Origin of the sequence: Haloarchaeobius ordinarius (assembly GCF_051801355.1) — an archaeon.
Lineage (GTDB): Archaea > Halobacteriota > Halobacteria > Halobacteriales > Natrialbaceae > Haloarchaeobius.
The window spans coordinates 736,082-756,969 of sequence record NZ_CP196560.1 but is presented as its reverse complement, the minus strand read 5'-3'; the positions used below and the strand labels follow the sequence as shown (position 1 = coordinate 756,969).

Sequence of the window (20,888 nt, the reverse complement as noted above, 5' to 3'; positions counted from 1 at the left end):
CGTGATTCTATCTCTCTGGGCCGGTCCGATACTGACGGTCGTGAATCGTTCCATCTGAGATAGGTCGAAAAACTGGCTCTTGCTCACCGTGGCGGACCGAGTGCGGGACCCGGTCGTGACGGCGGCCTGTTCCGTCAGTCGTCTTCGCCCTGTTCCGGCTGGTCGGGGTGTTCGAACTGGAAGGCGCTGTTCGCCTCGGCGTCACTGGACGCCCCAGCCCCCGTCGGCTGGTCGCCCGCCTCGTCGACTGGGTCGGCGCTGGTCGACAGCTGGTCGGCGAGGAGTGGCCCGTCGCCGGTCACACCGTCTGATTCCGTCTCGAACCGGTCGAGTGCACGACTCAGCTGGGACGCCTGCTGGGCCAGGCTGGATGCGCTCTTGGTGACCTCCGAGAGGGAAGACGTCTGCTCTTCGGCGGCAGCAGCGACGTTCTCGGCCTCGGCGGTGGTCTCCTCGGAGATGGTGGCGGCCTCGTCGACCATCGCGACGACCTCCTCGGTGGTGGCAGCCTGCTCCTCGGAGGCAGCCGATATCTCCTGGACGCCGTCGTTGGTCTGCTGGGCGTACGTGGCGATCTGCTCGAGTGCGTCCGCTGCGTTCTCGACCGCGACCCGGTTCTCCGAGACGCGCTTCGAGGTTTGCTGGACCTCCTCGGCGGTGCGGTCGGTCTTCTCCTGGATACCCTCCAGGCGCGCTTCGATGTCCTCGGCGGCGTCTTTCGTCTCGGCGGCGAGTTCTTTGACCTGCTGGGCGACGACCGCGAAGCCGTCCCCACTGCCACCGTTCCCGTCGGCCGACCCGCGGGACGCCTCGATGTTGGCGTTCAGCGCGAGCATGTTCGTCTCCTTCGCGAGGTCGGTGATGAACTCGATGAGTTCGTCGATCTGTGCCATCTCGGCTTCGAGGTCCGCGATGGCCTGGACCGCGTCGGAGGACTCGTCTTCGATCTCGGCCATGCTGGCGATGGCTTCCTGGGCGGCCTCACGGCCTGCGCTCCCCGTCTCGGCGGTCCGCTGGGCCAGGTCGGCGACCTCGTTGGAGGATGCCGCGATCTCTTCGGTCGTCGTCGACAGCGAGTCCATCTCGGCGGAGACGGACTGGAACTGCTGGTTCTGCCGTTCCGCACCGTCGGAGATCTCCTGGACCGACCCCGAAACCTGCTGGCTCGCGCTCTGGACTTCCTCGGCGCTCGCGGTGACCTCCTCGGACGCACTCGCGACCGAGGTCGCGAACACGCGCAACTGGGCGACGGTCTCGTCGATCTGGCCGATCATCTCGTTGAACTCGTTGGCGATGTCGGTCATCGCCTCGTTCTGGGACTGGGCGTCCATGCGCTGGGTCAGGTCCCCGTCGGCACAGTGCCGCATGACCTGTGAGTACTCGTCGGCCTTCCGTTCGAGGTGGGTGTTCAGGTGCTCCGCCTCGTTCCGGGCGGCCTCGGCCTCGCTGCGGGCGGCTTCGGCCTCCTGTATCTGGTTCCGGAGCGAGTCGCGCATCTCGGCGAACCCGTCGTACAGGCGGCCGATCTCGTCGACTCGTCCCGTCTCCAGGTCCACGTTCAGGTTGCCGTCTTCCATCTGGCTGGCGCGGTCGCGCAGTTTCGAAAGCGGCGTGACGGTCTGGCGACCCAGAACGACGCCGACGAGCCCGAGCGCGAGCAGCCCGCTCACGACGATAAACAGGACGTTCCGGCCGACCGTGTCGCGGACGGCGAATGCGGCGTTCGTGTCCACGCTGGTGATGGCGACCCACTGTGTCCCGTCGACGGCGGCGTAGGCGTGGACCTGTCCGTTAGCGGTCTCAAACGCCGTACCGCCCGAGGACCGGGCCGACGACAGGCCGTCGCCGTGGACGTTCTGGTCGACCGACCCGCCCGGCGTCAACACGGTGCCACCGTTCTCGTTGATGATGCGCGTCTGGCCCTCCGTCTCGGAGTCCTTGATGGTCTCCAGGTGCGTCTGGATGCGGGTCACGACGACGACGTAGCGGTCGTCGGTGTTCGGCACCGCACTCGCGAACGCGACGACGTTCCCACGCGTGTAGGGAGTCAACGGCGACTCGTAGGAGCTACCGGACACCCAGACCTGGTCGGCCTTCTCCGCGGACTGGCCCGTCAGGTTCGCGTTCGCCCACGGGACGCCGAGTTCTGTGAGGTCGAACCCGGCGATGGGGTCGGTGCTGGCCATCACCTCGTCGGTCGAGCTGTTGACCATGTGGATGCCGAGGATGTCGTCGGACAGGCGGGACTCGCGGGACTGCAGGTATCGTCCTGCCGCTCCAGTCGAGCCACCGGCCCGCAACTCCTTGCTGGCAGACACCGAGCGCGTCTGGACCCGCATACTCTCGGTCCACTCAGAGAGCGAGGACGCCCGGAGCGAACTCGTCTCCTGTAGCTGTGCCTTGGTGTTCGTCTCGACCGTGTCTTTGGTCTGCTGGTAACCGACGGCCCCCACGGAGCCGATGACGACCACGACGAGCAGGATCGAGACCGCGAACTTGAGCGAGTAGCGCCGCCGGATGAACCCCGGTGTGAGCATCGCGCCGATGGAGCGAGAATCGTCTCCCATCTCAGACCTCCTCCGGCGTCGTCGGCACGTCGATGTCGCCGGCCACGATGCCATCGCCGGCGTCGGCCACCTGCCTGCGAGCCGACTCGGGAATCTGTGGGCCGAGCTGGTTCCCGTAGTCCACCGCCACGCCATCGTCCTCCAGTCCGAGCGACTGGACGGACCCGCCCTTGAACGAGCCCTCGTCGACGTTCTGGATGGCGGTGAACACCGCCGTGTCGACGCGTTTGACCATGCTCGCGAGGATGACGTTCGCGTAGCGCGGGTCCGTCTCGGACTGGTCGGCGTCCACGCCGATGGCGAAGCGGCCGTTCTCCTGGGCCGCCTGGAAGACACCGAGTCCGGCCCCACCGGCCGCGTGATAGACGATGTCTGCGCCCTCGTCGTACATCGACTGGGCGGCCGTCCGGCCCGCGTCGACGTCGCTGAAGCTCCCGATGTACTCGGTCAGCACCTCGACGTCGGAATCGGCGTGTTTCGCCCCGGCCTCGAACCCGGCCTCGAACTTCTTGATGAGCCCCGACTCGATACCGCCGACGAAGCCCACAGTCTTCCGGTCGATGCGGGTCTGTCCGGCACCCGCAGAGAAGCCCTGCGTCGTCAGTGCGCCAGCCAGCGTCCCCACCTGGAACGAGCCCTCGTGCTCTTTGAAGACGTAGTTGGCGACGTTGTCCTGCTCGACGACCGAGTCGACGAGCATGAACCGCTGGTCCGGGTAGTCCGCCGCCGTCTGCTGGAGTCCTTCCATCTGCAGGAACCCCACACAGACTGTCAGGTCGAACTCGGGCTGTGTCGACTCTGCGTACTCGGCCTGCAGCGTCTGTATCTCGTCGACGTTCTTCGGGACCGCGTTCTTGTACTCGATGCCGTGGCGAACGCGTGCCAGCTTGACCCCACGGTTGGCCATGTCGTTGAACGAGTCGTCGCCCAGGCCACCGGTCGCATAGAGCATCCCGATGAACGTCTCGCTCTGGTCGAATCGTCGTGTCGTCGTCGCTTCACCACCGTCGTCGCCGTCGTCCCCCATCCCAGGGACGACCGACGTGCACCCGGCGAGTGCCGACGTGATGCCACCGCCAGCACCAGCCAGCACCGTGCGCCGGGTCGTCGTTCTATCCATTAGTCGTCAGGAACCACCTTGTCGACTTATATTTACTTGCCGATTTGCCGAGTCTCACATATGGGTGTGTTTCACACCCTTCTGCTATCGAATCGGGTCCTGTGGCCTGTGGTACCAACTGCCGAACTGTTCTCTGGTTTGTCTCGAATCTGTCTCTTCGTGACCCGCCGGTCGTCGGCTACGCTACGTGGTGCGTGTCCGCCATCTCACGGGACGACTGCCACCAAAAAAGGCTGGGTGGACTGTGAGGCGTTACGAGAACTGCTCGGTCAGCGCCGGAACCACTTCGAACAGGTCGTCGACGATACCGTAGTCCGCGATGTCGTAAATCGGTGCGTTCGGGTCGGTGTTGATGGCGACGATGGTCTCGGCACCCTTCATGCCGGCGACGTGCTGGACTGCGCCAGAGATACCGATGGCGATGTACACGTCGGGCGTGACGACCTTGCCGGACTGGCCGACCTGGCGGTTCTTCGGGAGCCAGCCAGCGTCCACGATGGGCCGCGACGAGGAGACCGTCGCGTCGAGCGCCTCCGCGAGGTCGAAGATGAGGTCGAGGTTGTCCTCTTCTTCGATACCACGGCCGATGCTCACGAGGACGTCTGCCTCACTGATGTCGACGTCGCCGGAACCGACCTCTTCGAAGCCGGTGACCGTCGAGCGGACCAGATCCTCGTCGAGGTCGACGTCGAAGGACTCTACGGTGGCGTCGCCGGTGTCTTCGGTCGTCGGCCACTCGGCACTCCGGATGGAGACCGCGACGTGCTCTGCGGAGAGCTGGGTCTTCGTCTCGACTTTCCCACCGTACATCTCGCGCGTGGCCGACAGCGAGTCACCGTCGAGTTCCATGGCGACCACGTCACTGACGTAGGGCAAGTCGAGGCGGTTCGCGACAGCGGGCGCGTAGTCGAGCCCGTTCACCGAGTTCGGCATGAGCAGGACCTGCGGCCCGAGGGCGTCGTAGAGCTGCTCGACGGCCTGGGCGTACACGTCGTGGTTGAACTCCTCTCCGTTGGAGACGGTGTGGATGGTGTCGACGCCGGCGACGTTGAGTTGCTCTGCGAAGTCGTCGAGGTCACCCGAGATGACGGCGACGTGGAGGTCGCCACCGGTCGCGTCGGCGAGTTCACGGCCGGCCGTGACGAGTTCGAAGCTCACGTCGCGAAGTTCCCCGCGGCGGTGCTCGGCGATAGCGAGGATGTCCGTCATTGCGCACCCACCCCCTTCTCCCGCAGGAGGTCAGCAAGTTGTGCGGCTTCTTCCTCCGGGCCGCCCTCGAAGTACGTGGCGTCCCCTTCGGACTCGGGTTCGTACATGTCGGTGAGTTCGAGTTCGTTGGCGACGGCGTCGGCGTCGAGGCCGAGGTCGCCGAGCGTCTTCGGGGCGATCTCCTTGCGCTGTGCCATCCGGATGCCGCGCAGGCTGGCGTAGCGCGGCTCGTTGATACCGGTCTGGATGGTGAGCACGGCAGGGAGCTCCACGTCGGTCAGCTCCTCGACGCCACCCTCCAGTTCGCGGTGGACCTTCGCGATGTTCTCGGATTCGAGCGCGTCGTGGTCGAGGTCGTTGACGACCGCAGCCCACTCGTAGCCGATCTCGTCGGCGAGGGAGACGCCGGTCGCACCGAAGCCGTCGTCGTCGGCCTGGACACCACTGAGGACCAGGTCCGGCTCCTCCTCGGCGACGACCGCCGAGAGGATGCGTGTCTTCGCACCGACGTCGAGCAGGTCGGTCCCCTCGATGGCTTCGTCCCACACGCGAATCGCACGGTCCGCACCCTTCGCGAGGGCCATGCGGATGGTCTCCTCGGACCGCTCTGGTCCGATGGTCACGGCGACGACTTCGTCGGCGATGCCGTTCTCTTGCAGTTGAACGGCTTCTTCGACCGCGTAGTCGTCCCACTCGTTGAGGTCGTATTCGAGGTACGTCTCGTCGATGGACGTGCCATCGATCTGGAATTCGTCCTCGACGGCGGCCACCTCCTTGACGGTGACGAGAACCTTCATCAAAGGCAGGTTATGCCGGCACCTACGTAAATGGTTACGAAACGCGGGTTCGTGTGAGAATCGTTTCTCTGGGTCGAACTCAGGAGTCGTCGAAGTCGCCGATGCTCTCTCCAGGGAGCGTGATGAGGTTCTCCCGACCGATGCGGAGTTTCTCTATCTCGCCGTCGTCGTCCATCCCCGACAGCAACTGCGAGACCTTCGCGTTCGACCAGCCAGTCTCCTTGACGATGTTCGCCTGCTTCATCCGTCCGTTGTTGCCCCTGAGGAGTCGCAGGACGCGCTCTTCGTCGGAGAGGAGTTCCACGTCGATGGGGTCGATGTCGTCGTCTGCTTCCTCCTTCGTGGCTTCGTCGTCCGACACCGCTTCTTCCGCCGTCTCCGTGGGCGTCTCCGCTCCGTCACCCGCGCCGTGGTCGGTGGTGACGGATTCGGTGTCCTCGTCGAGGGCAGCAGTCTCGGTGGTCGCGTCGTCTACCGTCGCCGTCTGGTGACCACCGTTCGGTGTGGGGGTGGGTCCCGACGTCTCGCGCTCCGTCTGCCACCGCGCGAACAGGTAGCTTCCGGCACCGACGAGGACGACGAGGAGACCGAAGCCGAGGATGGCGAACGGGAACCCGCCCTCCTCGTTCGGCCCCGGAGGGGTCGTCCCGGTCGTCGTGGGCGGTGTCGGGTCGACTCTGGGAACGTACACCGCCTCGATGTACCCCGGTGGGAACGTCTCGGGACCGTCCCAGATGAGCGAACTGTTCTGTGGACCCTTGTCCGCGGGCGAGTCGATGATGGCGTAGTTCTCCGGTTCGTTGATGACGAGGCGCTGCCCGTCGTACAGTTTCGGGAACCACGTCTCGTTCTCGGTTCCGAAGACGTCGCGGACGACGACCTCGTTTCCTCGTTTCTCGGCGAAGTTCGTCCACGTGAACGTGTACGTGAGGACGCCGATTCTGGTCTCCTCGGTATCGTCGGTCGCCGTAGCCGTCGCGGTCGCCGTCGTGGTGGTCGTGGCCGTCGAGACTGGGTCGTCCACGACCGGGGACTGCCACGACGTGTCCTGTATCCGCATCTCGCGCCCCGTCCACGTCGATGCCTGGCTGGCGAACTGCTGGAACAGTTCTGCCGAGAACGGGACCTGTTCCTGTCCCTTCGACACGGCGCGACCGTACTGCCTGAAGGCGGTGGTCTCGTTCTCTCCCTCGAGGACGTATCGATAGGAGACTGACACGTGTGCGTCTCCCGACCGTGTCACGTTTATCTCGATGACCGTCGCCGGGTCCGCTGGCTCGAACGAGGGTTGGGTGGCGAAGCCGGCCGAGGGCGCGGCCGACGTGCTCGCGTGGGCACCGCTGGGCACGCCGGTGCTCACACCCGTACAGAGCGCGAGCACGAGGAGGGCGGCTGCGAGGACCGAGAGAGACCGCATACAGGTGCGTCCATGCCGCATGGAAAAAACGCTTTCCATCGAGATAAAACATGAGATGCCGTTTTGAAATGTCTTGTCGCCTCTCGTCGCCTTTCGACGGCGCTCGGGTCACGTCGACCGGTTTTTGTATCGTCGCCCAGTATGAGCGGATAATGAGACGTTTCACGTGTGTCGCCTTACTGGCACTCCTCGTCCTCTCACCTGTCGGGACGGCGGCCAGTGCACCGGCGGTCCCCGCAACCCCTTCTGCCGACCGAACCCCCCCGGCGGCTGCCGCGGTGAGCGACCTCACCGTCTCGGACGAGACGACACGCCGACTCGAACTCGGCACCGTCGCGTCCCAGGACTACGCGACGCCGGCCCTCGATTTCGGTGCGGCAGTGGCGATGAACCGCGAGAGCATCGACAGCGGATACGGCCTCGAACTGCTCTCGGTCCGTCTGAGCGCTGCGTCCTCGGACGAGGCACGACAGGCGCTCGTCGAGACGGCAGTCGACGAGATGTCGGCGAGAATCGACACCTTACAGCAGCAGGAACGACAGGCAATCGAAGCTTACGGCGCCGGTGACCTCACCGAACGAGAACTCCTGAAACGACTCGCGATGGTGGGGTATCGCGCCGAACAAGCAAAGGCTACCATCGACAGACTCGAACGCTCGACGGGTGCCTCACTCGGCTACCTCACCAGACAGGCAAACGAGTACAGTACACCGACCCGCTCGCTCCTGTTCCAGACGATGACTGGAGACCGGCAGGGCACGGTTCGAGTCCACGTTCAGGGGTCGGAGAACGGTGTCGTCCTCCAGGTCCTCTCGCAGTCCGCATCCGACCTCGAGTACTACCGCGAGGCGGTCAGGCTCGACCACTGGGACGTCGACACGGCCGACGGTTTCGACAACCGGACCGAGTTCCTCGAGTACACCGAGAGTCGCTACCCGTACGTGCGCGAGAGTTCGGGGGTCAACATCTGGGAGTTCAAGCGCGGCAGCTGGTTCTACGAGAGCCCGCTCGACCAGGGTGCGATCCGCATCTACGTCGACGGCTCGCAACGGAAGGTGTACCGGGAGTACCAGCAACTGCAGGTGTCGAAACTCCCCGTCAGCGAGAGCACCAACGTGACCGAGTACGGCGTCGAGTTCACCATCAACGAGACGGCCAACGGTGGCCCGGCACGTCTCGAAGTGCGGAACGTCCTCACCGACGAACCGGTCGTGGCTCCGGTGCTGGTCGACGGGACGGTCGTCGGACAGACCGACGAGGACGGTGTCCACTGGTACGTCCAACCATCGGGGACCTACGAGGTCACCGTCGAACTGCCACAGGGCCCCATCAACGTCACCGTCTCCTCCTGAGCCCGGTCCTTTTTACGCGAAGCCGCGGCCAGTGTCAGCGTGCACTCCACTCGTGCAGTCACACCCGTCGTCGGTACCGCGCTCTTGCTCGCAGTGACAGTCGTTCTGGCGAGTGTCGTCGTCGTCGGGGTCTTCGAGACACCACCGACCGAGTCTCCGCGAGCGAGGTTCACGGCGACTGCGAACGCCGACACCGGTCGAATCACCGTGACACATGCCGGCGGTGAGACAGTCGACGTCCGAACCCTTCGGGTGGTGGTCGAGGTCGACGGCGAGCGACTCGCCTACCAGCCGCCCGTCCCGTTCTTCTCTGCACGCGGGTTCGCGCCGGGGCCGACCGGCCCGTTCAACAGTGCAACAGACGCGACGTGGACGGCAGGAGAGACCGCGAGCGTCAGGGTCGCGGGGACGAACCGGCCGACGCTCTCGGCAGACTCGCGCGTGGTGGTGACGTTCTACAGTGAGGAGCTGGTCGTGGGTCGGGTCGAGACGGTCGCGCGAACTCAGGCTTCGGCTTCCGCACCGGCGTCGTCTTCGACGGCGTCGGTGGCCTCGGCCGTCGCGTCGACGTCGTCGCCGTCCGTCGCCGGGGCGCGGGCCACTGTCGTGATGGCGACGTCAGGGTCGTACGACGGCCCCATCAGCCGGTGCTGGATGTCCTCGAAGCCGGCCTGCTGGAACATCCGGTCGGCCTCTTCCTCGTCGTAGAACAGCATGATGGCGTCGGCGACCTTCTGCATCACTGTCGTCTTCGGGTAGTTCGGGCCGACGACGAGAACCTGCCCGCCGGGCTTGACGACGCGGCGGAACTCGCGCAGCGCGCGGACCGGGTTCGGCCAGTACTCGATAGAGCCGGACGACCAGATGACGTCGAAACTATCGGTCGCGAACGGGAGCCGTTCGGCGTCGCCCATGTGGAAGTGGACCGGACCGCGCTTGCCGAACTTGGCGTACGCTTTCTGCAACTGGTGTGGGCTCTGGTCGAGGGCCCAGACCTCGTCGACGTTCTCGTGGCCGAGCAGTCCCTCGGTGGCGAACCCGGTCCCGCAGCCGACGTCGAGCACCCGGTCGTCGGGGTCGATGTCGAGCATCCCGATGGCGTCCGTCCGCATCTCTTCGTTCCAGATGAACGGGTTGATGGTATCGTACACCTTCGAGAGATACTTGTAGAACAGGCGTGCACGAGCCTTGTTTTCGAGGATTCCCATTGGCCGGGGTTTGGGAACGTCCCGCCATAGTTCTGTCGCGATTGAATCGTGTGTGAACGTTCGTGATTGACCCCTGCTGTCGGGTGAAACGGCGATCCAGCACCTTTCGCAACTACCTTATAGCCGCTATGTAAACTCACGCGTGTTCAAGCCATGCCGAGGCCAGAGGTTCTCGAACGAATTCAGACGGCCGAGACGGAGGCCGACGACATCGTCGCCGAGGCAGAAGCCGACCGCGACGAGCGCATCGCCGAGGCCCGGGACCGTGCCGAAGAAATCCGCCAGGAGGCGGAGGACGAGGCACGAGAGCTCGAGTCGAACCGACTGGAGGACGCTCGCGAAGAGATAGCGAAAGAACGCGAGCAAATCCTCGAGAAGGGAGAGGCGGAGCGCGAGGAACTCCGTACCCGCGCCGAGGGACGCACGAGCGAGGTCGTCGAATACGTCCTCGAAACATTCACGGAGGAGGTACATGCTCAGACCTGAGCAAATGAGTAAGGTGTCCGTGACGGGCTCGAAGTCCGTCATGGACGACGTCATCGAGACGGTACACGACCTCCGCCTGGTTCACCTGAGCGACTACGACGGCTCCTGGGACGGGTTCTCCAACGGGAACCCGGTCGAGGGTGCCGAAGACGCCTCAGAGAAGCTCGTCACCGTCCGCTCCATCAAGAGCATCCTCGGTGTCGAGGCCGAACACGCCGGCCCGAGTCGCATCGTCACGGACGATGCGCTGGAGGAAGAACTCGAAGAGGTTCGCCAGGAGGCGAACCGTCTGGATGACCGCCGGAACGAGCTCGAAGCAGAGCTGCGCGAGCTCGACGAGGAGATCAGTTCGCTCGCGCCGTTCGCGGAACTCGGAATCCCGCTGCACCTGCTCACGGGCTACGACTCGCTGCAGGTCGCAGTCGGTGAGGGCGACGTCGAGGCCGTGCGCGCAGAGCTGAGCGGGTCGAAAGCGATTCGTTCGTTCGACGTCGAGACTGGAGGCGGCTCCCTCGTCGCCGTCTTCGCGTACCCAGAGTCGAACGCTCGGGAGAGCGTTCTCGACGACCTGCTCGTCAGTGCGAACTTCACCCGTCAGGAGATTCCCGACGGTGAGGGTGACCCGAGCGAGTACATCGAACAACTGCGTCACCGCAAGCAACAGCTCGAGTCGAAGTACACGACGGTCGAAGACGAGATAGACGACCTCCGCCTCGACGCTGCTGGCTTCCTGCTGGCGGCCGAGGAACGGTTGTCCATCGACGTCCAGAAATCCGAAGCACCGCTCCAGTTCGCGACGACGGAGAACGCTTTCGTCGCCGAAGGCTGGCTCCCGACCGACGAGGTCGTCACCCTCACGCGCGAACTCGACGCCGCCGTCGGCGACCACGCCGAGGTCCAGGAGATCGAACGCGCCGATTACCACGAGGGCCACGCGGTCGGCTCCTCGGAGATACCGGGGGAGTCCCACGGGACCTCCAGCGGAACGGAGGCAGCCGCCGACGGTGGCGTCGTCACGATGGGCGACGCGCCGCCGACCGTCCAGCAGAACAACAAGGCCGCAGAACCCTTCGAGTTCCTCATCGAGATGGTCAACCGACCGAAGTACACGGAACTCGACCCGACCATCGTCCTGCTGCTGACGTTCCCGCTGTTCTACGGGTTCATGCTGGGCGACCTCGGGTACGGTCTCATCTACACCGCGGTCGGCTTCCTGCTGTACACGCGGACCGACAGCGACGTGCTGAAAGCACTCGGTGGCATCGGCCTGTGGGCCGGTGGGTTCACCATGCTGTTCGGTATCCTGTACGGCGAGATATTCGGACTGCACGTACTGGGTGAGGTCCTGTTCGGCGGCAGCCCGCCGATGCACAAGGGTCTCCAGCCGAAGTACCTGGCGTACGGCCAGACCTGGCTCGTCGTGAGCATGCTGCTCGGCCTGCTCCACCTGACGGTGGGGTACGTGTTCGGGTTCATCAACGACCTCGACCACGGTGCCGCCGAGGCGTTCATCGAGAACGGCTCGTGGGCGACCATGATGTTCGGGGTCTGGATGTGGATCTTCAGCACGCAGGCAGAGGGCCTGAAGCCTGACTTCCTGTTCCAGTCGTTCGGCGGCTCGAAGGCCGTCTACGACCTCGGATTCACCGGGTTCTCACCGGCGGTCGGTAGCCTCGGCCTGGGGCTGTTCGTCATCGGCCTGGTCGTGATGGTCTACGGTGAGGTCCAGCACATGGGCGGCTTCGGTATCCTCGTCGGTGCCCTGGAGTCCGTCAACGTGCTCGTCAACGTCCTGTCCTACCTGCGTATCGGGGCAGTCATCCTGGCGAAGGCAGGGATGGCGTTCGTCGTCAACCTGCTCTTCTTCGGGGTGTACGTCGTCGAGACCGAGAAGGGTGCAGAGTGGCACTTCGGGACGACCCACGACCCCAAGCACATGCTCGAGGTCGGGACGTACCACGGCCACGAGGTCACCGAAGTCATGTTCGGTGGGCTGATGCACGGTGGCATCGGGATGGCGCTCGCTGGCGTCCTCATCCTCGTCGTCGGCCACCTCGTCGTCCTGCTGCTCGGTGTGACGAGCGCAGGACTGCAGGGGGTTCGTCTCGAGTACGTCGAGTTCTTCGACAAGTTCTACGAGGGCGGCGGTCGCGTGTTCGAGCCGTTCGGCTACGAGCGCACCTACACCACCGAGGACTGACCTCGGCTCGTTCTCGTTTCTCTCACCGGTCTGGAGAGACTTCTCCCTGCCCGTCTGGGACCCCTCACGGTTCTGCAGAGAAAACATCACGGTCTGTCACGTTATTCTACGGTGACTGGCAGGAAATCCGGAGACAATCGAAAGTATAAACCCCTTGGACCCCGCCATTTAGCTGTTATACCGGCAGAATCGGCGGTTTCTTTTGGGAAGTTTTATGAAGCCAGTGCGGTGATTAGCGATTGTCCGGTTACAAACCACGAGGTATACGTAAACATGTTCGAAGCTCTCGCCGACGTCGGAATGACCGCACTGAACAACGTAACAGACATCGCCCTGCAGGGCAACGAGCCTGCGATTCCCGCTGACTCCGGTGCAGCTCTCGGTATCGGGCTGGCCGCAATCGGTGCAGGATACGCAGAGCGCGGTATCGGTGCCGCAGCAGTCGGCGCACTCGCCGAAGACTCCATCTCTACCGGTATCGGGATCGTCCTGACGGTCCTGCCCGAGACGCTGGTGATCTTCGCGCTGGTCGCGCTCTTCGTCTAAACCGCTCCCCACTTTCTTACAATGAGTTTGGAAACAGTCGTTGAGGACATACGAGACGAAGCCCGCGCGCGTGCGGAGGAAATCCGCGAGGACGCAGAGGCGGAGGCCGAGGAGATCATCTCGGAAGCCGAAGCCGACGCCGAGGAGACGCTCGAAGAAGCAGAGCGCGCGGCCGAACGAAAGGTAGAACAGGAGCGCGAGCAGCAGCTTTCGAGCGCCAAACTCGAGGCCAAGCAGATGCGCCTCGAAGCACGACGCGACGTGCTGGAACAGGTTCGCGAGGACGTCGAGTCCGCCATCGTCGACCTCGACGGTGACGAGCGCGTGGAGCTCACCCGTACACTGCTCGACGCAGCCGCGGGCGAGTTCGACGACGTGGACAGCGCACTCGTCTACGGTCGTGCCGACGACGAGGACCTGCTCGGGGACATCCTCGCCGATTACGACGGCTACGAGTACGCTGGCGAGTACGACTGCCTCGGCGGCGTCGTCGTCGAGAGCGAGGAGAGCCGCCTCCGGGTCAACAACACGTTCGACTCGGTGCTCGAAGACGTCTGGGAGGACAACCTGCGAGAAATCAGCTCCCGGCTGTTCGACGAGCAATGAGCAAGAGCGACCGCGGTTCGAATCCAGAATACGTCAACGCCCGCGTCAGGGCACGTCGAGCGAAGCTGTTCGGTGACGAGGACTACCGGAAGCTCGTACGCATGGGGCCGGGCGAAATCGCCCGCTACATGGAGGAGACCGAGTACGAGGCCGAGATGAACGCGCTCGGCTCGCGTCACAGCGGGGTCGACCTCATCGAGTACGCGCTCAACCGCAACCTCGCGAAGAACTTCGAGGACGTGCTCGAATGGGCGAACGGTCGCATCTACAACCAGATCGCGGCGTACCTGCGCAAGTTCGACGCGTGGAACGTCAAGACGGTCCTGCGCGGCCTGTACGCCGAGACGGCGGCCGACGAGGTCGAACCTGACCTCATCCGTGCCGGCGAGTTCGACGAGCGGTTCCTGCAGCGACTCCTCGAATCGCAGTCCATCGAGGACGCCGTGGAGCTGCTGGAAGGCACCATCTTCGGCCCCGGCCTCGAGGCGGCGTTCGAGGAGTACCAGGAGTCGAACGTGCTCGTCCCGCTCGAGAACGCTGTCGACCGCGCGTTCTACGAGCACCTGCTCGACGAGGTCGGTTCGACCGAAGACGTCGACAGCCCCGGCGCGCTGTACCTGGAGTTCCTGCAGGCGGAGATCGACTTCCGTAACGTCCGGAACGCGCTGCGTCTCGCACGCAGTGGTTCGGACCTCGACCCCTCGGAGTACTTCATCGAGGGTGGGCGGTTGTTCGACGCCACAGAACTCACGCAACTGGTCGGCAACACCGACGAGCTCGTCGCACGCATTCGCGACAGCGCGTACGGCAACGACCTCTCGGCCGCACTCTCCGAACTCGAAGACGTGGAGAGCCTCATCGGTTTCGAGCACGCGCTCGACGCGGCCCTGCAGGAGTACGCGGACCACCTTTCGCACGTGTTCCCGCTCTCTATCTGTCCGGTCCTCGCGTACCTCATCGCGAAGGAGCGTGAGATAGACAACATCCGCGCCATCGCGCGTGGCAAGGAGGCGGGACTGAGCGAAGAAGAGATCGAAGCGGAGCTGGTCACAATATGAGCCAGGAAATAGCTGTCATCGGCAGTCCGGACTTCACCACCGGGTTCCGGCTGGCTGGCGTGCGCGCGTTCGAGAACGTCCCCGACGAGGAGAAGGCGGACGAACTCGACGACGCCGTGCGCCGTGTCGCCGAGGACGACGGCGTCGGTATCGTCGTCATCCACGCCGACGACCTCGACTACCTCTCGCGCGAACCGCGCAAGATAGTCGAGACCAGCGTCGAACCGGTGTTCGTCACGTTGGGTGGCGACGCGGGAAGCAGCGGACTGCGCGACCAGATCAAACGAGCCATCGGCATCGACCTGATGGACGAAGACTAAATCATGAGTCAAGCAACAGAATCCGACACCGTCCGCGAGGACGGCGTCATCGAGAGCGTGAGCGGTCCTGTCGTGACCGCTGCGGACCTCGACGCCCGGATGAACGACGTCGTCTACGTCGGCGACGAAGGGCTGATGGGCGAGGTCATCGAAATCGAAGGGAACCTGACCACGATTCAGGTGTACGAGGAGACCTCCGGTGTCGGCCCCGGTGAACCCGTCGAGAACACGGGCGAGCCGCTGTCGGTCGACCTCGGGCCGGGGATGCTGGACTCCATCTACGACGGTGTCCAGCGCCCGCTCGACGAACTGGAGGAGAAGATGAACTCGGCGTTCCTCGACCGTGGTGTCGACGCACCCGGTATCGACCTCGAGAAGACCTGGGAGTTCACTCCCGAGGTCGAGGTCGGTGACGAGGTCGAACCCGGCGACGTCGTCGGGACCGTCCCGGAGACCGAGAGCATCGAGCACAAGGTCATGGTGCCGCCCGACTACGAGGGTGGCGAAGTCTCCGCCGCCGAGTCCGGCAACTTCACCGTCCAGGAGACGGTCGTCGAACTCGCCAACGGCGAAGAGATAACCATGCACCAGGAGTGGCCGGTCCGTCGGGCCCGCCCCTCCGAGAAGAAGCTGACCCCGCGCGAGCCGCTCGTCTCCGGTCAGCGCATCCTCGACGGGCTGTTCCCCATCGCGAAGGGTGGGACGGCCGCGATTCCGGGTCCGTTCGGCTCCGGGAAGACGGTCACCCAGCACCAGCTCGCGAAGTGGGCCGACGCGGACATCGTCGTCTACGTCGGCTGTGGTGAGCGTGGCAACGAGATGACCGAGGTCATCGAGGACTTCCCCGAGCTGGAGGACCCGATGACGGGCAAGCCGCTCATGTCCCGGACGTGCCTCATCGCGAACACGTCCAACATGCCGGTCGCCGCGCGTGAATCCTGTGTGTACACGGGTATCACCATCGCGGAGTACTTCCGCGACATGGGGTACGACGTGGCACTCATGGCCGACTCCACCTCGCGGTGGGCAGAGGCCATGCGCGAGATCTCCTCGCGTCTCGAGGAGATGCCCGGTGAGGAGGGCTACCCCGCCTACCTCGCCGCGCGTCTCTCCGAGTTCTACGAGCGCGCCGGGAAGTTCGAGAACATCAACGGTACCGAAGGCTCCGTGTCCGCTATCGGTGCAGTCTCGCCGCCGGGCGGTGACTTCTCGGAGCCGGTCACGCAGAACACCCTGCGTATCGTGAAGACGTTCTGGGCGCTGGACGCAGACCTCGCCGAGCGTCGTCACTTCCCCGCCATCAACTGGAACGAGTCCTATTCGCTGTACAAGGACCAGCTCGACCCCTGGTACCGAGAGAACGTCCGTGAGGACTTCCCGGAGAAGCGCCAGTGGGCCGTCGACGTCCTCGACGAGGAGGCCGAACTGCAGGAGATCGTCCAGCTCGTCGGGAAGGACGCCCTGCCGGAGGACCAGCAGCTGACCCTCGAGGTCGCGCGCTACCTGCGAGAAGCGTGGCTCCAGCAGAACGCGTTCCACGACGTGGACACGTACTGCGAACCGAACAAGATCTACATGATGCTCGACGCTATCAAGACGTTCAACGACGAGGCGTTCGACGCACTCGACGCTGGCGTCCCAGTCGACGAAATCCAGAACACCGACGCTGCACCACGGCTCAACCGTATCGGTGTGCAGGAAGACTACGAGGAGTACGTCGAAGAGCTCGAGAACGATCTCGCGGACGAACTCCGGGGGATGTACTAAGACCATGAAGGAGTACCAGACGATTACAGAGATCAGCGGTCCGCTGGTGTTCGCCGAGGTCGACGAGTCTATCGGTTACGACGAAATCGTCGAAATCGAGACCCCGAACGGCGAGACCAAGCGTGGCCAGGTGCTCGAATCCAGCAAAGGCCTCGTGGCGATTCAGGTCTTCGAGGGCACCGAAGGTATCGACCGAAAGTCGTCCGTCCGGTTCCTGGGCGAGACGATGAAGATGCCCGTCACCGAGGACCTCCTCGGGCGGGTGCTGGACGGGTCCGGCCGCCCCATCGACGGTGGGCCGGACATCGTTCCCGACGAGCGCCGTGACATCGTCGGTGAGGCTATCAACCCGTACTCCCGCGAGTACCCCGAGGAGTTCATCCAGACTGGCGTCTCCGCCATCGACGGCATGAACACGCTCGTTCGCGGGCAGAAGCTGCCGATCTTCTCGGGTTCGGGGCTGCCGCACAACGACCTCGCACTGCAGGTCGCCCGGCAGGCGACCGTGCCGGAGGAGGACGAAGGCGACGACGACGACGGGACCGAGTTCGCAGTCATCTTCGGCGCGATGGGTATCACGGCCGAAGAGGCGAACGAGTTCATGGAGGACTTCGAGCGCACCGGTGCACTGGAGCGCTCCGTCGTCTTCATGAACCTCGCGGACGACCCCGCAGTCGAGCGGACGGTCACGCCGCGTCTCGCCCTGACGACGGCAGAGTACCTCGCGTTCGACAAGGGCTATCACGTGCTGGTCATCCTGACGGACATGACCAACTACTGTGAGGCACTGCGCGAGATCGGTGCGGCCCGCGAAGAGGTTCCGGGTCGCCGTGGCTACCCCGGCTACATGTACACCGACCTGGCTCAGCTCTACGAGCGTGCCGGTCGTATCGAGGGTCGCGAGGGCTCTGTGACCCAGCTGCCCATCCTCACGATGCCGGGTGACGACGACACGCACCCGATTCCGGACCTGACCGGCTACATCACCGAGGGCCAGATCGTGATGGACCGCGACCTGAACTCCCAGGGTATCCAGCCGCCGATCAACGTGCTGCCGTCGCTCTCGCGCCTGATGGACGACGGTATCGGTGAGGGCCTCACCCGCAAGGACCACGCCGACGTGAAGGACCAGCTCTTCGCCGCGTACGCGGAGGGTGAGGACCTGCGCGACCTCGTGAACATCGTCGGCCGCGAGGCGCTCTCGGAACTCGACAACAAGTACCTCGACTTCGCCGACCGCTTCGAGAACGAGTTCATCCAGCAGGGGTACGACACCGACCGTAGCATCGACGAGACGCTCGACATCGGCTGGGAACTGCTCTCGACGCTGCCGAAAGAGCAGCTCAACCGTATCGACGAGGACCTCATCGAGGAGTACTACGTCGAGGAAGAGCAGGCCGTCGAAGCCTGAGCCGGTTCCTTTCTCTCTCTTTGCAGCCTCGTGAGCGACGGCGTTCGCCAGTCTGCTCTGCGCCGCGGTGACCCGCGGGGTGGTGTGGCAAGTCTCGCCGGCTCGCACGCGCTCGCGCGTGAAGACAATCGTAAAGGGTTAACAGGCTGGGTGTGCAACGCCCTCGTAATGGCCAACGACGTCAAGCCGACTCGGAAGAACTTGATGGCGATCGAGGATCGCATCGAGCTGTCCGAGCGGGGTCACGACACGCTGGAGCAGAAGCGCGACGGCCTCATCATGGAGTTCATGGACATCCTCGACCAGGCACAGGACGTCCGCGAGAACTTAGAGGACAACTACGACGAAGCCCAGAAGAAGATCAACATGGCGCGCGCCATGGAGGGTGACGTCACGGTTCGCGGGGCGGCAGCCGCGCTCAAGGAACATCCGGAGATTACGACGGAGTCCCGTAACATCATGGGCGTCGTCGTCCCGGAGATCGAGTCCTCGAAAGTCAAGAAGTCCCTCGACGAGCGAGGGTACGGTGTGCTCGGGACCTCCGCGCGCATCGACGAGGCCGCAGAAGCCTACGAGGAACTCTTGGAGACCATCATCCTCGCCGCCGAGGTCGAGACGGCGATGAAGAAGATGCTCACCGAGATCGAGACGACCAAGCGTCGTGTCAACGCACTCGAGTTCAAGCTCCTGCCCGAACTCAAGGAGAACCAGGAGTACATCGAGCAGAAGCTCGAAGAACAGGAGCGCGAGGAGATCTTCCGCATGAAGAAGATCAAGGACAAAAAGGAGAGAGAAGAGAAGGAAGCCCGGCAGGAAGAGGCCGAAGAAGCCGAAGCCGACGTCGTTGCAGCTGCCGACTGACACCAGCTCTCTCGTTCTTTCTCTCTCCCGTCGCCAGCAGCGCCGCCTAGTTTTTAGGGAATCGGGTGTCTGGTACAGCGTATGCAGTGTTCCGAGTGTCGGTCGGAGAGCGTCCCGTTTCAGGTGCCAGCAGCGGTCGCGTCGTACGCACCGGGTGGGAGCGACGCGGTGGCAATCTGTACGTCGTGTCTCCACCTCCAGCCCGCCGAGAGCGCCCCGGCGGGCGCCGACTTTTCCCGGGTGAGTGAGGCGTTCCCCGCCGACGAGACGGCCGCCGTCGAGATGGCACTCGTCGTCGGCCTGTTGTCTTCGCTCGCGTTGAACCGGACGAAGATAGAGGACCTCCTCGAACAGGTCGAAGAACGAGGTGTCGACCCGATGCTCGTGCTGGAGGAACTCGAGGCGGACACCCACCTGCAGCCGTCGGTGGCTATCGGTCGGCGGCGGCGACAGCTGGAACAACTACTGGAGTGAGTCGACGCGTTCCAGTCAGGACTGGCACTGGCGCTCGGAGACGCGGAAATCGCAGGAGGAGTCGGCGTTCTAGACGCCGGTGGAGTACCGCAGGATACCGGCGATACCACCGAAGGCGTTGAGCAGCTGTTCGCCCTTCTCGAAGTCGGTGGAGATGAACTTCGTGTCGGTGCCGCGCTGGTCGGCGATGTTCATGAGGAACTCAATGACGTCCTCGCGCTTCTGGAGTTCGGCCTCCGAGCCGTCCTCGCACTCGTGGGACGGGGTGTTCTTGCGGTGGTCGATGACCTCGTACTCTTCGGTGCCGCCACAGTCGAAGACGGCCACGTCGTCACGGAGGTCCTCGGAGATGAGGAGCGTCTCGACCGACCCCATCACGAGGTTCTGTCGGGTCGGCTCGAACCCGTAGGTCGCCTTGTTCCCGTTGTGGAGCTGCTTGAAGAACGTCTCCATCAGCTCTTTGTCCTCCATGATTTCGGCGTCGGCCAGGACCTCCTGTCCGGCGTCGACGAGGTCGTAGAGGCCGGACTCGTCGGTGTAGGCGACGTCGAACTTCCCGAGGACGAGGTCCTGGACCTCGTGGTGGAGGTATTCGCCGTCCATGAACTCGTCCTTGGTCGGGGAGGGACCGCCGACGAGGACGCCGTCCATCTCGTGGCGTTCGGGGACGAACAGTTCGTTCGCCATCTCCGCGACCTCCTGGTAGAAGTTGTCGATGGCTTCGAGGCGGAGGCGGGCGAAACGCTGGGCGGACTGGCCACCTTTGCGCTGTTTGCCTGGGACGAGCGAACTCGCTGACTTGACGGGTTCGACGCGCTTGCCGCGGAGCCAGCCGACGTTGGCCTCGCGTCGGTCGAGGACGATGAGGCCGTACAGGCCCTTGTCCGCGAGCATGTGCTCCAGGGGCTCCGTGAGGAACGCGGAGTCACAGTGGTAGCGGAACGACTCGACGGGCTGGGGCGGGCCTTCGAGCACTTTGGTGACCATGTCGGTCTGGCCGCCGCCCGAATCGATGGCTCCCGAGAACAGCACCATCCCGTTCTCCGGCGGGTTCTTGTAGTACCGGAGCCGGTCCTTGATGCTGGTCAGGGCGTCCTGGACGTTGGTCCGGGTCTGTTTCGACTTGATGTTGGCAGCTTCGCTGTGCTCCTGGGTCACGTGGGCGACCACGTCGCTGATCTGCTTGTCCTCGGGGACGTAGATGCTCACGAGCTGTGTGCCAGAGCCTTCGTACCCCTGGAGTTCCTCGATGACCTTCTGGAACTCGTACTTCTTTCGGTCGGACTGCGCCTCGCCCTCCTGCTCACTCATTAGCGGTTCTAGGCCGGGCGGTCGGTAAGTAACTGTTCCTTGCAACTCGTGTGCCCACACGTCCCACGGTAGCGGCCCGGAGGCGGCGGTTCAGGGTTTATAGCCGATGGCGCGGCCAGGGCCCGTGTGTCCTGACAGGGAGCGGTCGGGTGGCCGAGGCGGGTGCGCGGCAGACCCC

18 protein-coding genes and 1 pseudogene are annotated in these 20,888 nt (G+C 64.3%); 12 read left to right on the top strand and 7 right to left on the bottom strand.

Features of this window, described 5'->3' with window-relative positions:
- Positions 1-134: 134 nt before the first annotated feature.
- The 5 genes from ACSC1R_RS03930 to ACSC1R_RS03910 form a co-directional block, all read right to left on the bottom strand.
- Entirely contained in the window at positions 135-2,567 is a 2,433-nt protein-coding gene (locus ACSC1R_RS03930; protein WP_439027769.1) for a methyl-accepting chemotaxis protein, read from the bottom strand.
- 1 nt (position 2,568) lies between these two features.
- Entirely contained in the window at positions 2,569-3,687 is a 1,119-nt protein-coding gene (locus tag ACSC1R_RS03925; RefSeq protein WP_439027768.1) for a BMP family lipoprotein, read from the bottom strand.
- Positions 3,688-3,939: 252 nt separating this feature from the next.
- Entirely contained in the window at positions 3,940-4,896 is a 957-nt protein-coding gene (locus ACSC1R_RS03920) for an electron transfer flavoprotein subunit alpha/FixB family protein (protein ID WP_439027767.1), read from the bottom strand.
- Entirely contained in the window at positions 4,893-5,693 is an 801-nt protein-coding gene (locus ACSC1R_RS03915) for an electron transfer flavoprotein subunit beta/FixA family protein (RefSeq protein WP_439027766.1), read from the bottom strand. Before ACSC1R_RS03915 ends, ACSC1R_RS03920 begins: the two co-directional genes overlap by 4 nt.
- Before the next feature lie 79 nt (positions 5,694-5,772).
- Complete coding sequence (locus tag ACSC1R_RS03910; RefSeq protein ID WP_439027765.1) at positions 5,773-7,110, bottom strand: helix-turn-helix transcriptional regulator; 1,338 nt, start codon at positions 7,108-7,110, stop codon at positions 5,773-5,775.
- Positions 7,111-7,262: 152 nt separating this feature from the next.
- On the opposite strand from ACSC1R_RS03910, the gene ACSC1R_RS03905 reads away from it, so the two are divergent.
- Both ACSC1R_RS03905 and ACSC1R_RS03900 read left to right on the top strand, forming a co-directional pair.
- Positions 7,263-8,462 (top strand): DUF7096 domain-containing protein, encoded by a 1,200-nt coding sequence (locus ACSC1R_RS03905; RefSeq protein ID WP_439027764.1) that lies wholly within the window; start codon positions 7,263-7,265, stop codon positions 8,460-8,462.
- A 39-nt stretch (positions 8,463-8,501) separates the two neighbouring features.
- A pseudogene (locus ACSC1R_RS03900) lies at positions 8,502-8,723 on the top strand (type IV pilin); the annotation flags it as partial.
- 242 nt (positions 8,724-8,965) lie between these two features.
- Here ACSC1R_RS03900 and ACSC1R_RS03895 read toward each other — a convergent pair.
- Positions 8,966-9,670, bottom strand: coding sequence for a methyltransferase domain-containing protein (locus ACSC1R_RS03895; RefSeq protein WP_439027763.1), 705 nt, complete (start codon positions 9,668-9,670; stop codon positions 8,966-8,968).
- A 153-nt stretch (positions 9,671-9,823) separates the two neighbouring features.
- Here ACSC1R_RS03895 and ahaH point away from each other — a divergent pair, with 153 nt between their 5' ends.
- The 10 genes from ahaH (at position 9,824) to ACSC1R_RS03845 (ending at position 19,399) form a co-directional block, all read left to right on the top strand.
- Positions 9,824-10,156 carry an ATP synthase archaeal subunit H gene (ahaH, locus tag ACSC1R_RS03890; protein WP_439027762.1) on the top strand — a complete coding sequence of 111 codons (333 nt, stop codon included), beginning with the start codon at positions 9,824-9,826 and terminating at the stop codon, positions 10,154-10,156.
- Positions 10,143-12,356, top strand: coding sequence for a V-type ATP synthase subunit I (locus ACSC1R_RS03885; protein WP_439027761.1), 2,214 nt, complete (start codon positions 10,143-10,145; stop codon positions 12,354-12,356). The genes ahaH and ACSC1R_RS03885 overlap by 14 nt, the downstream gene beginning before the upstream one ends.
- A gap of 273 nt (positions 12,357-12,629) precedes the next feature.
- Positions 12,630-12,902, top strand: a complete 273-nt coding sequence (locus ACSC1R_RS03880) for a hypothetical protein (RefSeq protein ID WP_439027760.1) — start codon at positions 12,630-12,632, stop codon at positions 12,900-12,902.
- A gap of 21 nt (positions 12,903-12,923) precedes the next feature.
- The gene (locus ACSC1R_RS03875; protein WP_439027759.1) at positions 12,924-13,508 is read left to right on the top strand and encodes a V-type ATP synthase subunit E; all 585 of its coding nucleotides are present in this window, start codon (positions 12,924-12,926) and stop codon (positions 13,506-13,508) included.
- Positions 13,505-14,566 carry a V-type ATP synthase subunit C gene (locus tag ACSC1R_RS03870; RefSeq protein ID WP_439027758.1) on the top strand — a complete coding sequence of 354 codons (1,062 nt, stop codon included), beginning with the start codon at positions 13,505-13,507 and terminating at the stop codon, positions 14,564-14,566. The genes ACSC1R_RS03875 and ACSC1R_RS03870 overlap by 4 nt, the downstream gene beginning before the upstream one ends.
- Positions 14,563-14,886, top strand: a complete 324-nt coding sequence (locus ACSC1R_RS03865; RefSeq protein ID WP_439027757.1) for a V-type ATP synthase subunit F — start codon at positions 14,563-14,565, stop codon at positions 14,884-14,886. Before ACSC1R_RS03870 ends, ACSC1R_RS03865 begins: the two co-directional genes overlap by 4 nt.
- 3 nt (positions 14,887-14,889) lie before the next feature.
- On the top strand, positions 14,890-16,653 hold the full coding sequence (locus ACSC1R_RS03860; protein ID WP_439027756.1) for an ATP synthase subunit A: 1,764 nt from the start codon (positions 14,890-14,892) through the stop codon (positions 16,651-16,653).
- A gap of 4 nt (positions 16,654-16,657) precedes the next feature.
- Complete coding sequence (locus tag ACSC1R_RS03855; protein ID WP_439027755.1) at positions 16,658-18,064, top strand: ATP synthase subunit B; 1,407 nt, start codon at positions 16,658-16,660, stop codon at positions 18,062-18,064.
- Between the two features lie 168 nt (positions 18,065-18,232).
- Positions 18,233-18,925, top strand: coding sequence for a V-type ATP synthase subunit D (locus ACSC1R_RS03850; protein WP_439027754.1), 693 nt, complete (start codon positions 18,233-18,235; stop codon positions 18,923-18,925).
- 81 nt (positions 18,926-19,006) lie between these two features.
- A complete protein-coding gene (locus tag ACSC1R_RS03845; RefSeq protein WP_439027753.1) occupies positions 19,007-19,399 on the top strand; it encodes a DUF6276 family protein in 393 nt (130 codons plus the stop codon).
- Positions 19,400-19,468: 69 nt separating this feature from the next.
- Here the strand turns inward: ACSC1R_RS03845 and prf1 are convergent, their stop codons facing one another.
- Complete coding sequence (gene prf1, locus ACSC1R_RS03840; protein ID WP_439027752.1) at positions 19,469-20,710, bottom strand: peptide chain release factor aRF-1; 1,242 nt, start codon at positions 20,708-20,710, stop codon at positions 19,469-19,471.
- Positions 20,711-20,888 lie beyond the last annotated feature (178 nt).

Coding starts and splice junctions, on each gene's coding strand:
- ACSC1R_RS03925 (WP_439027768.1), bottom strand. CDS start 3,687: ATGGATAGAACGACGACCCGGCGCACGGTGCTGGCTGGTGCTGGCGGT.
- ACSC1R_RS03855 (WP_439027755.1), top strand. CDS start 16,658: ATGAAGGAGTACCAGACGATTACAGAGATCAGCGGTCCGCTGGTGTTC.
- ACSC1R_RS03875 (WP_439027759.1), top strand. CDS start 12,924: ATGAGTTTGGAAACAGTCGTTGAGGACATACGAGACGAAGCCCGCGCG.
- ACSC1R_RS03865 (WP_439027757.1), top strand. CDS start 14,563: ATGAGCCAGGAAATAGCTGTCATCGGCAGTCCGGACTTCACCACCGGG.
- prf1 (WP_439027752.1), bottom strand. CDS start 20,710: ATGAGTGAGCAGGAGGGCGAGGCGCAGTCCGACCGAAAGAAGTACGAG.
- ACSC1R_RS03915 (WP_439027766.1), bottom strand. CDS start 5,693: ATGAAGGTTCTCGTCACCGTCAAGGAGGTGGCCGCCGTCGAGGACGAA.
- ACSC1R_RS03930 (WP_439027769.1), bottom strand. CDS start 2,567: ATGGGAGACGATTCTCGCTCCATCGGCGCGATGCTCACACCGGGGTTC.
- ACSC1R_RS03870 (WP_439027758.1), top strand. CDS start 13,505: ATGAGCAAGAGCGACCGCGGTTCGAATCCAGAATACGTCAACGCCCGC.
- ACSC1R_RS03850 (WP_439027754.1), top strand. CDS start 18,233: ATGGCCAACGACGTCAAGCCGACTCGGAAGAACTTGATGGCGATCGAG.
- ACSC1R_RS03895 (WP_439027763.1), bottom strand. CDS start 9,670: ATGGGAATCCTCGAAAACAAGGCTCGTGCACGCCTGTTCTACAAGTAT.
- ACSC1R_RS03905 (WP_439027764.1), top strand. CDS start 7,263: ATGAGACGTTTCACGTGTGTCGCCTTACTGGCACTCCTCGTCCTCTCA.
- ACSC1R_RS03845 (WP_439027753.1), top strand. CDS start 19,007: ATGCAGTGTTCCGAGTGTCGGTCGGAGAGCGTCCCGTTTCAGGTGCCA.
- ACSC1R_RS03910 (WP_439027765.1), bottom strand. CDS start 7,110: ATGCGGTCTCTCTCGGTCCTCGCAGCCGCCCTCCTCGTGCTCGCGCTC.
- ACSC1R_RS03880 (WP_439027760.1), top strand. CDS start 12,630: ATGTTCGAAGCTCTCGCCGACGTCGGAATGACCGCACTGAACAACGTA.
- ACSC1R_RS03920 (WP_439027767.1), bottom strand. CDS start 4,896: ATGACGGACATCCTCGCTATCGCCGAGCACCGCCGCGGGGAACTTCGC.
- ACSC1R_RS03885 (WP_439027761.1), top strand. CDS start 10,143: ATGCTCAGACCTGAGCAAATGAGTAAGGTGTCCGTGACGGGCTCGAAG.
- ahaH (WP_439027762.1), top strand. CDS start 9,824: ATGCCGAGGCCAGAGGTTCTCGAACGAATTCAGACGGCCGAGACGGAG.
- ACSC1R_RS03860 (WP_439027756.1), top strand. CDS start 14,890: ATGAGTCAAGCAACAGAATCCGACACCGTCCGCGAGGACGGCGTCATC.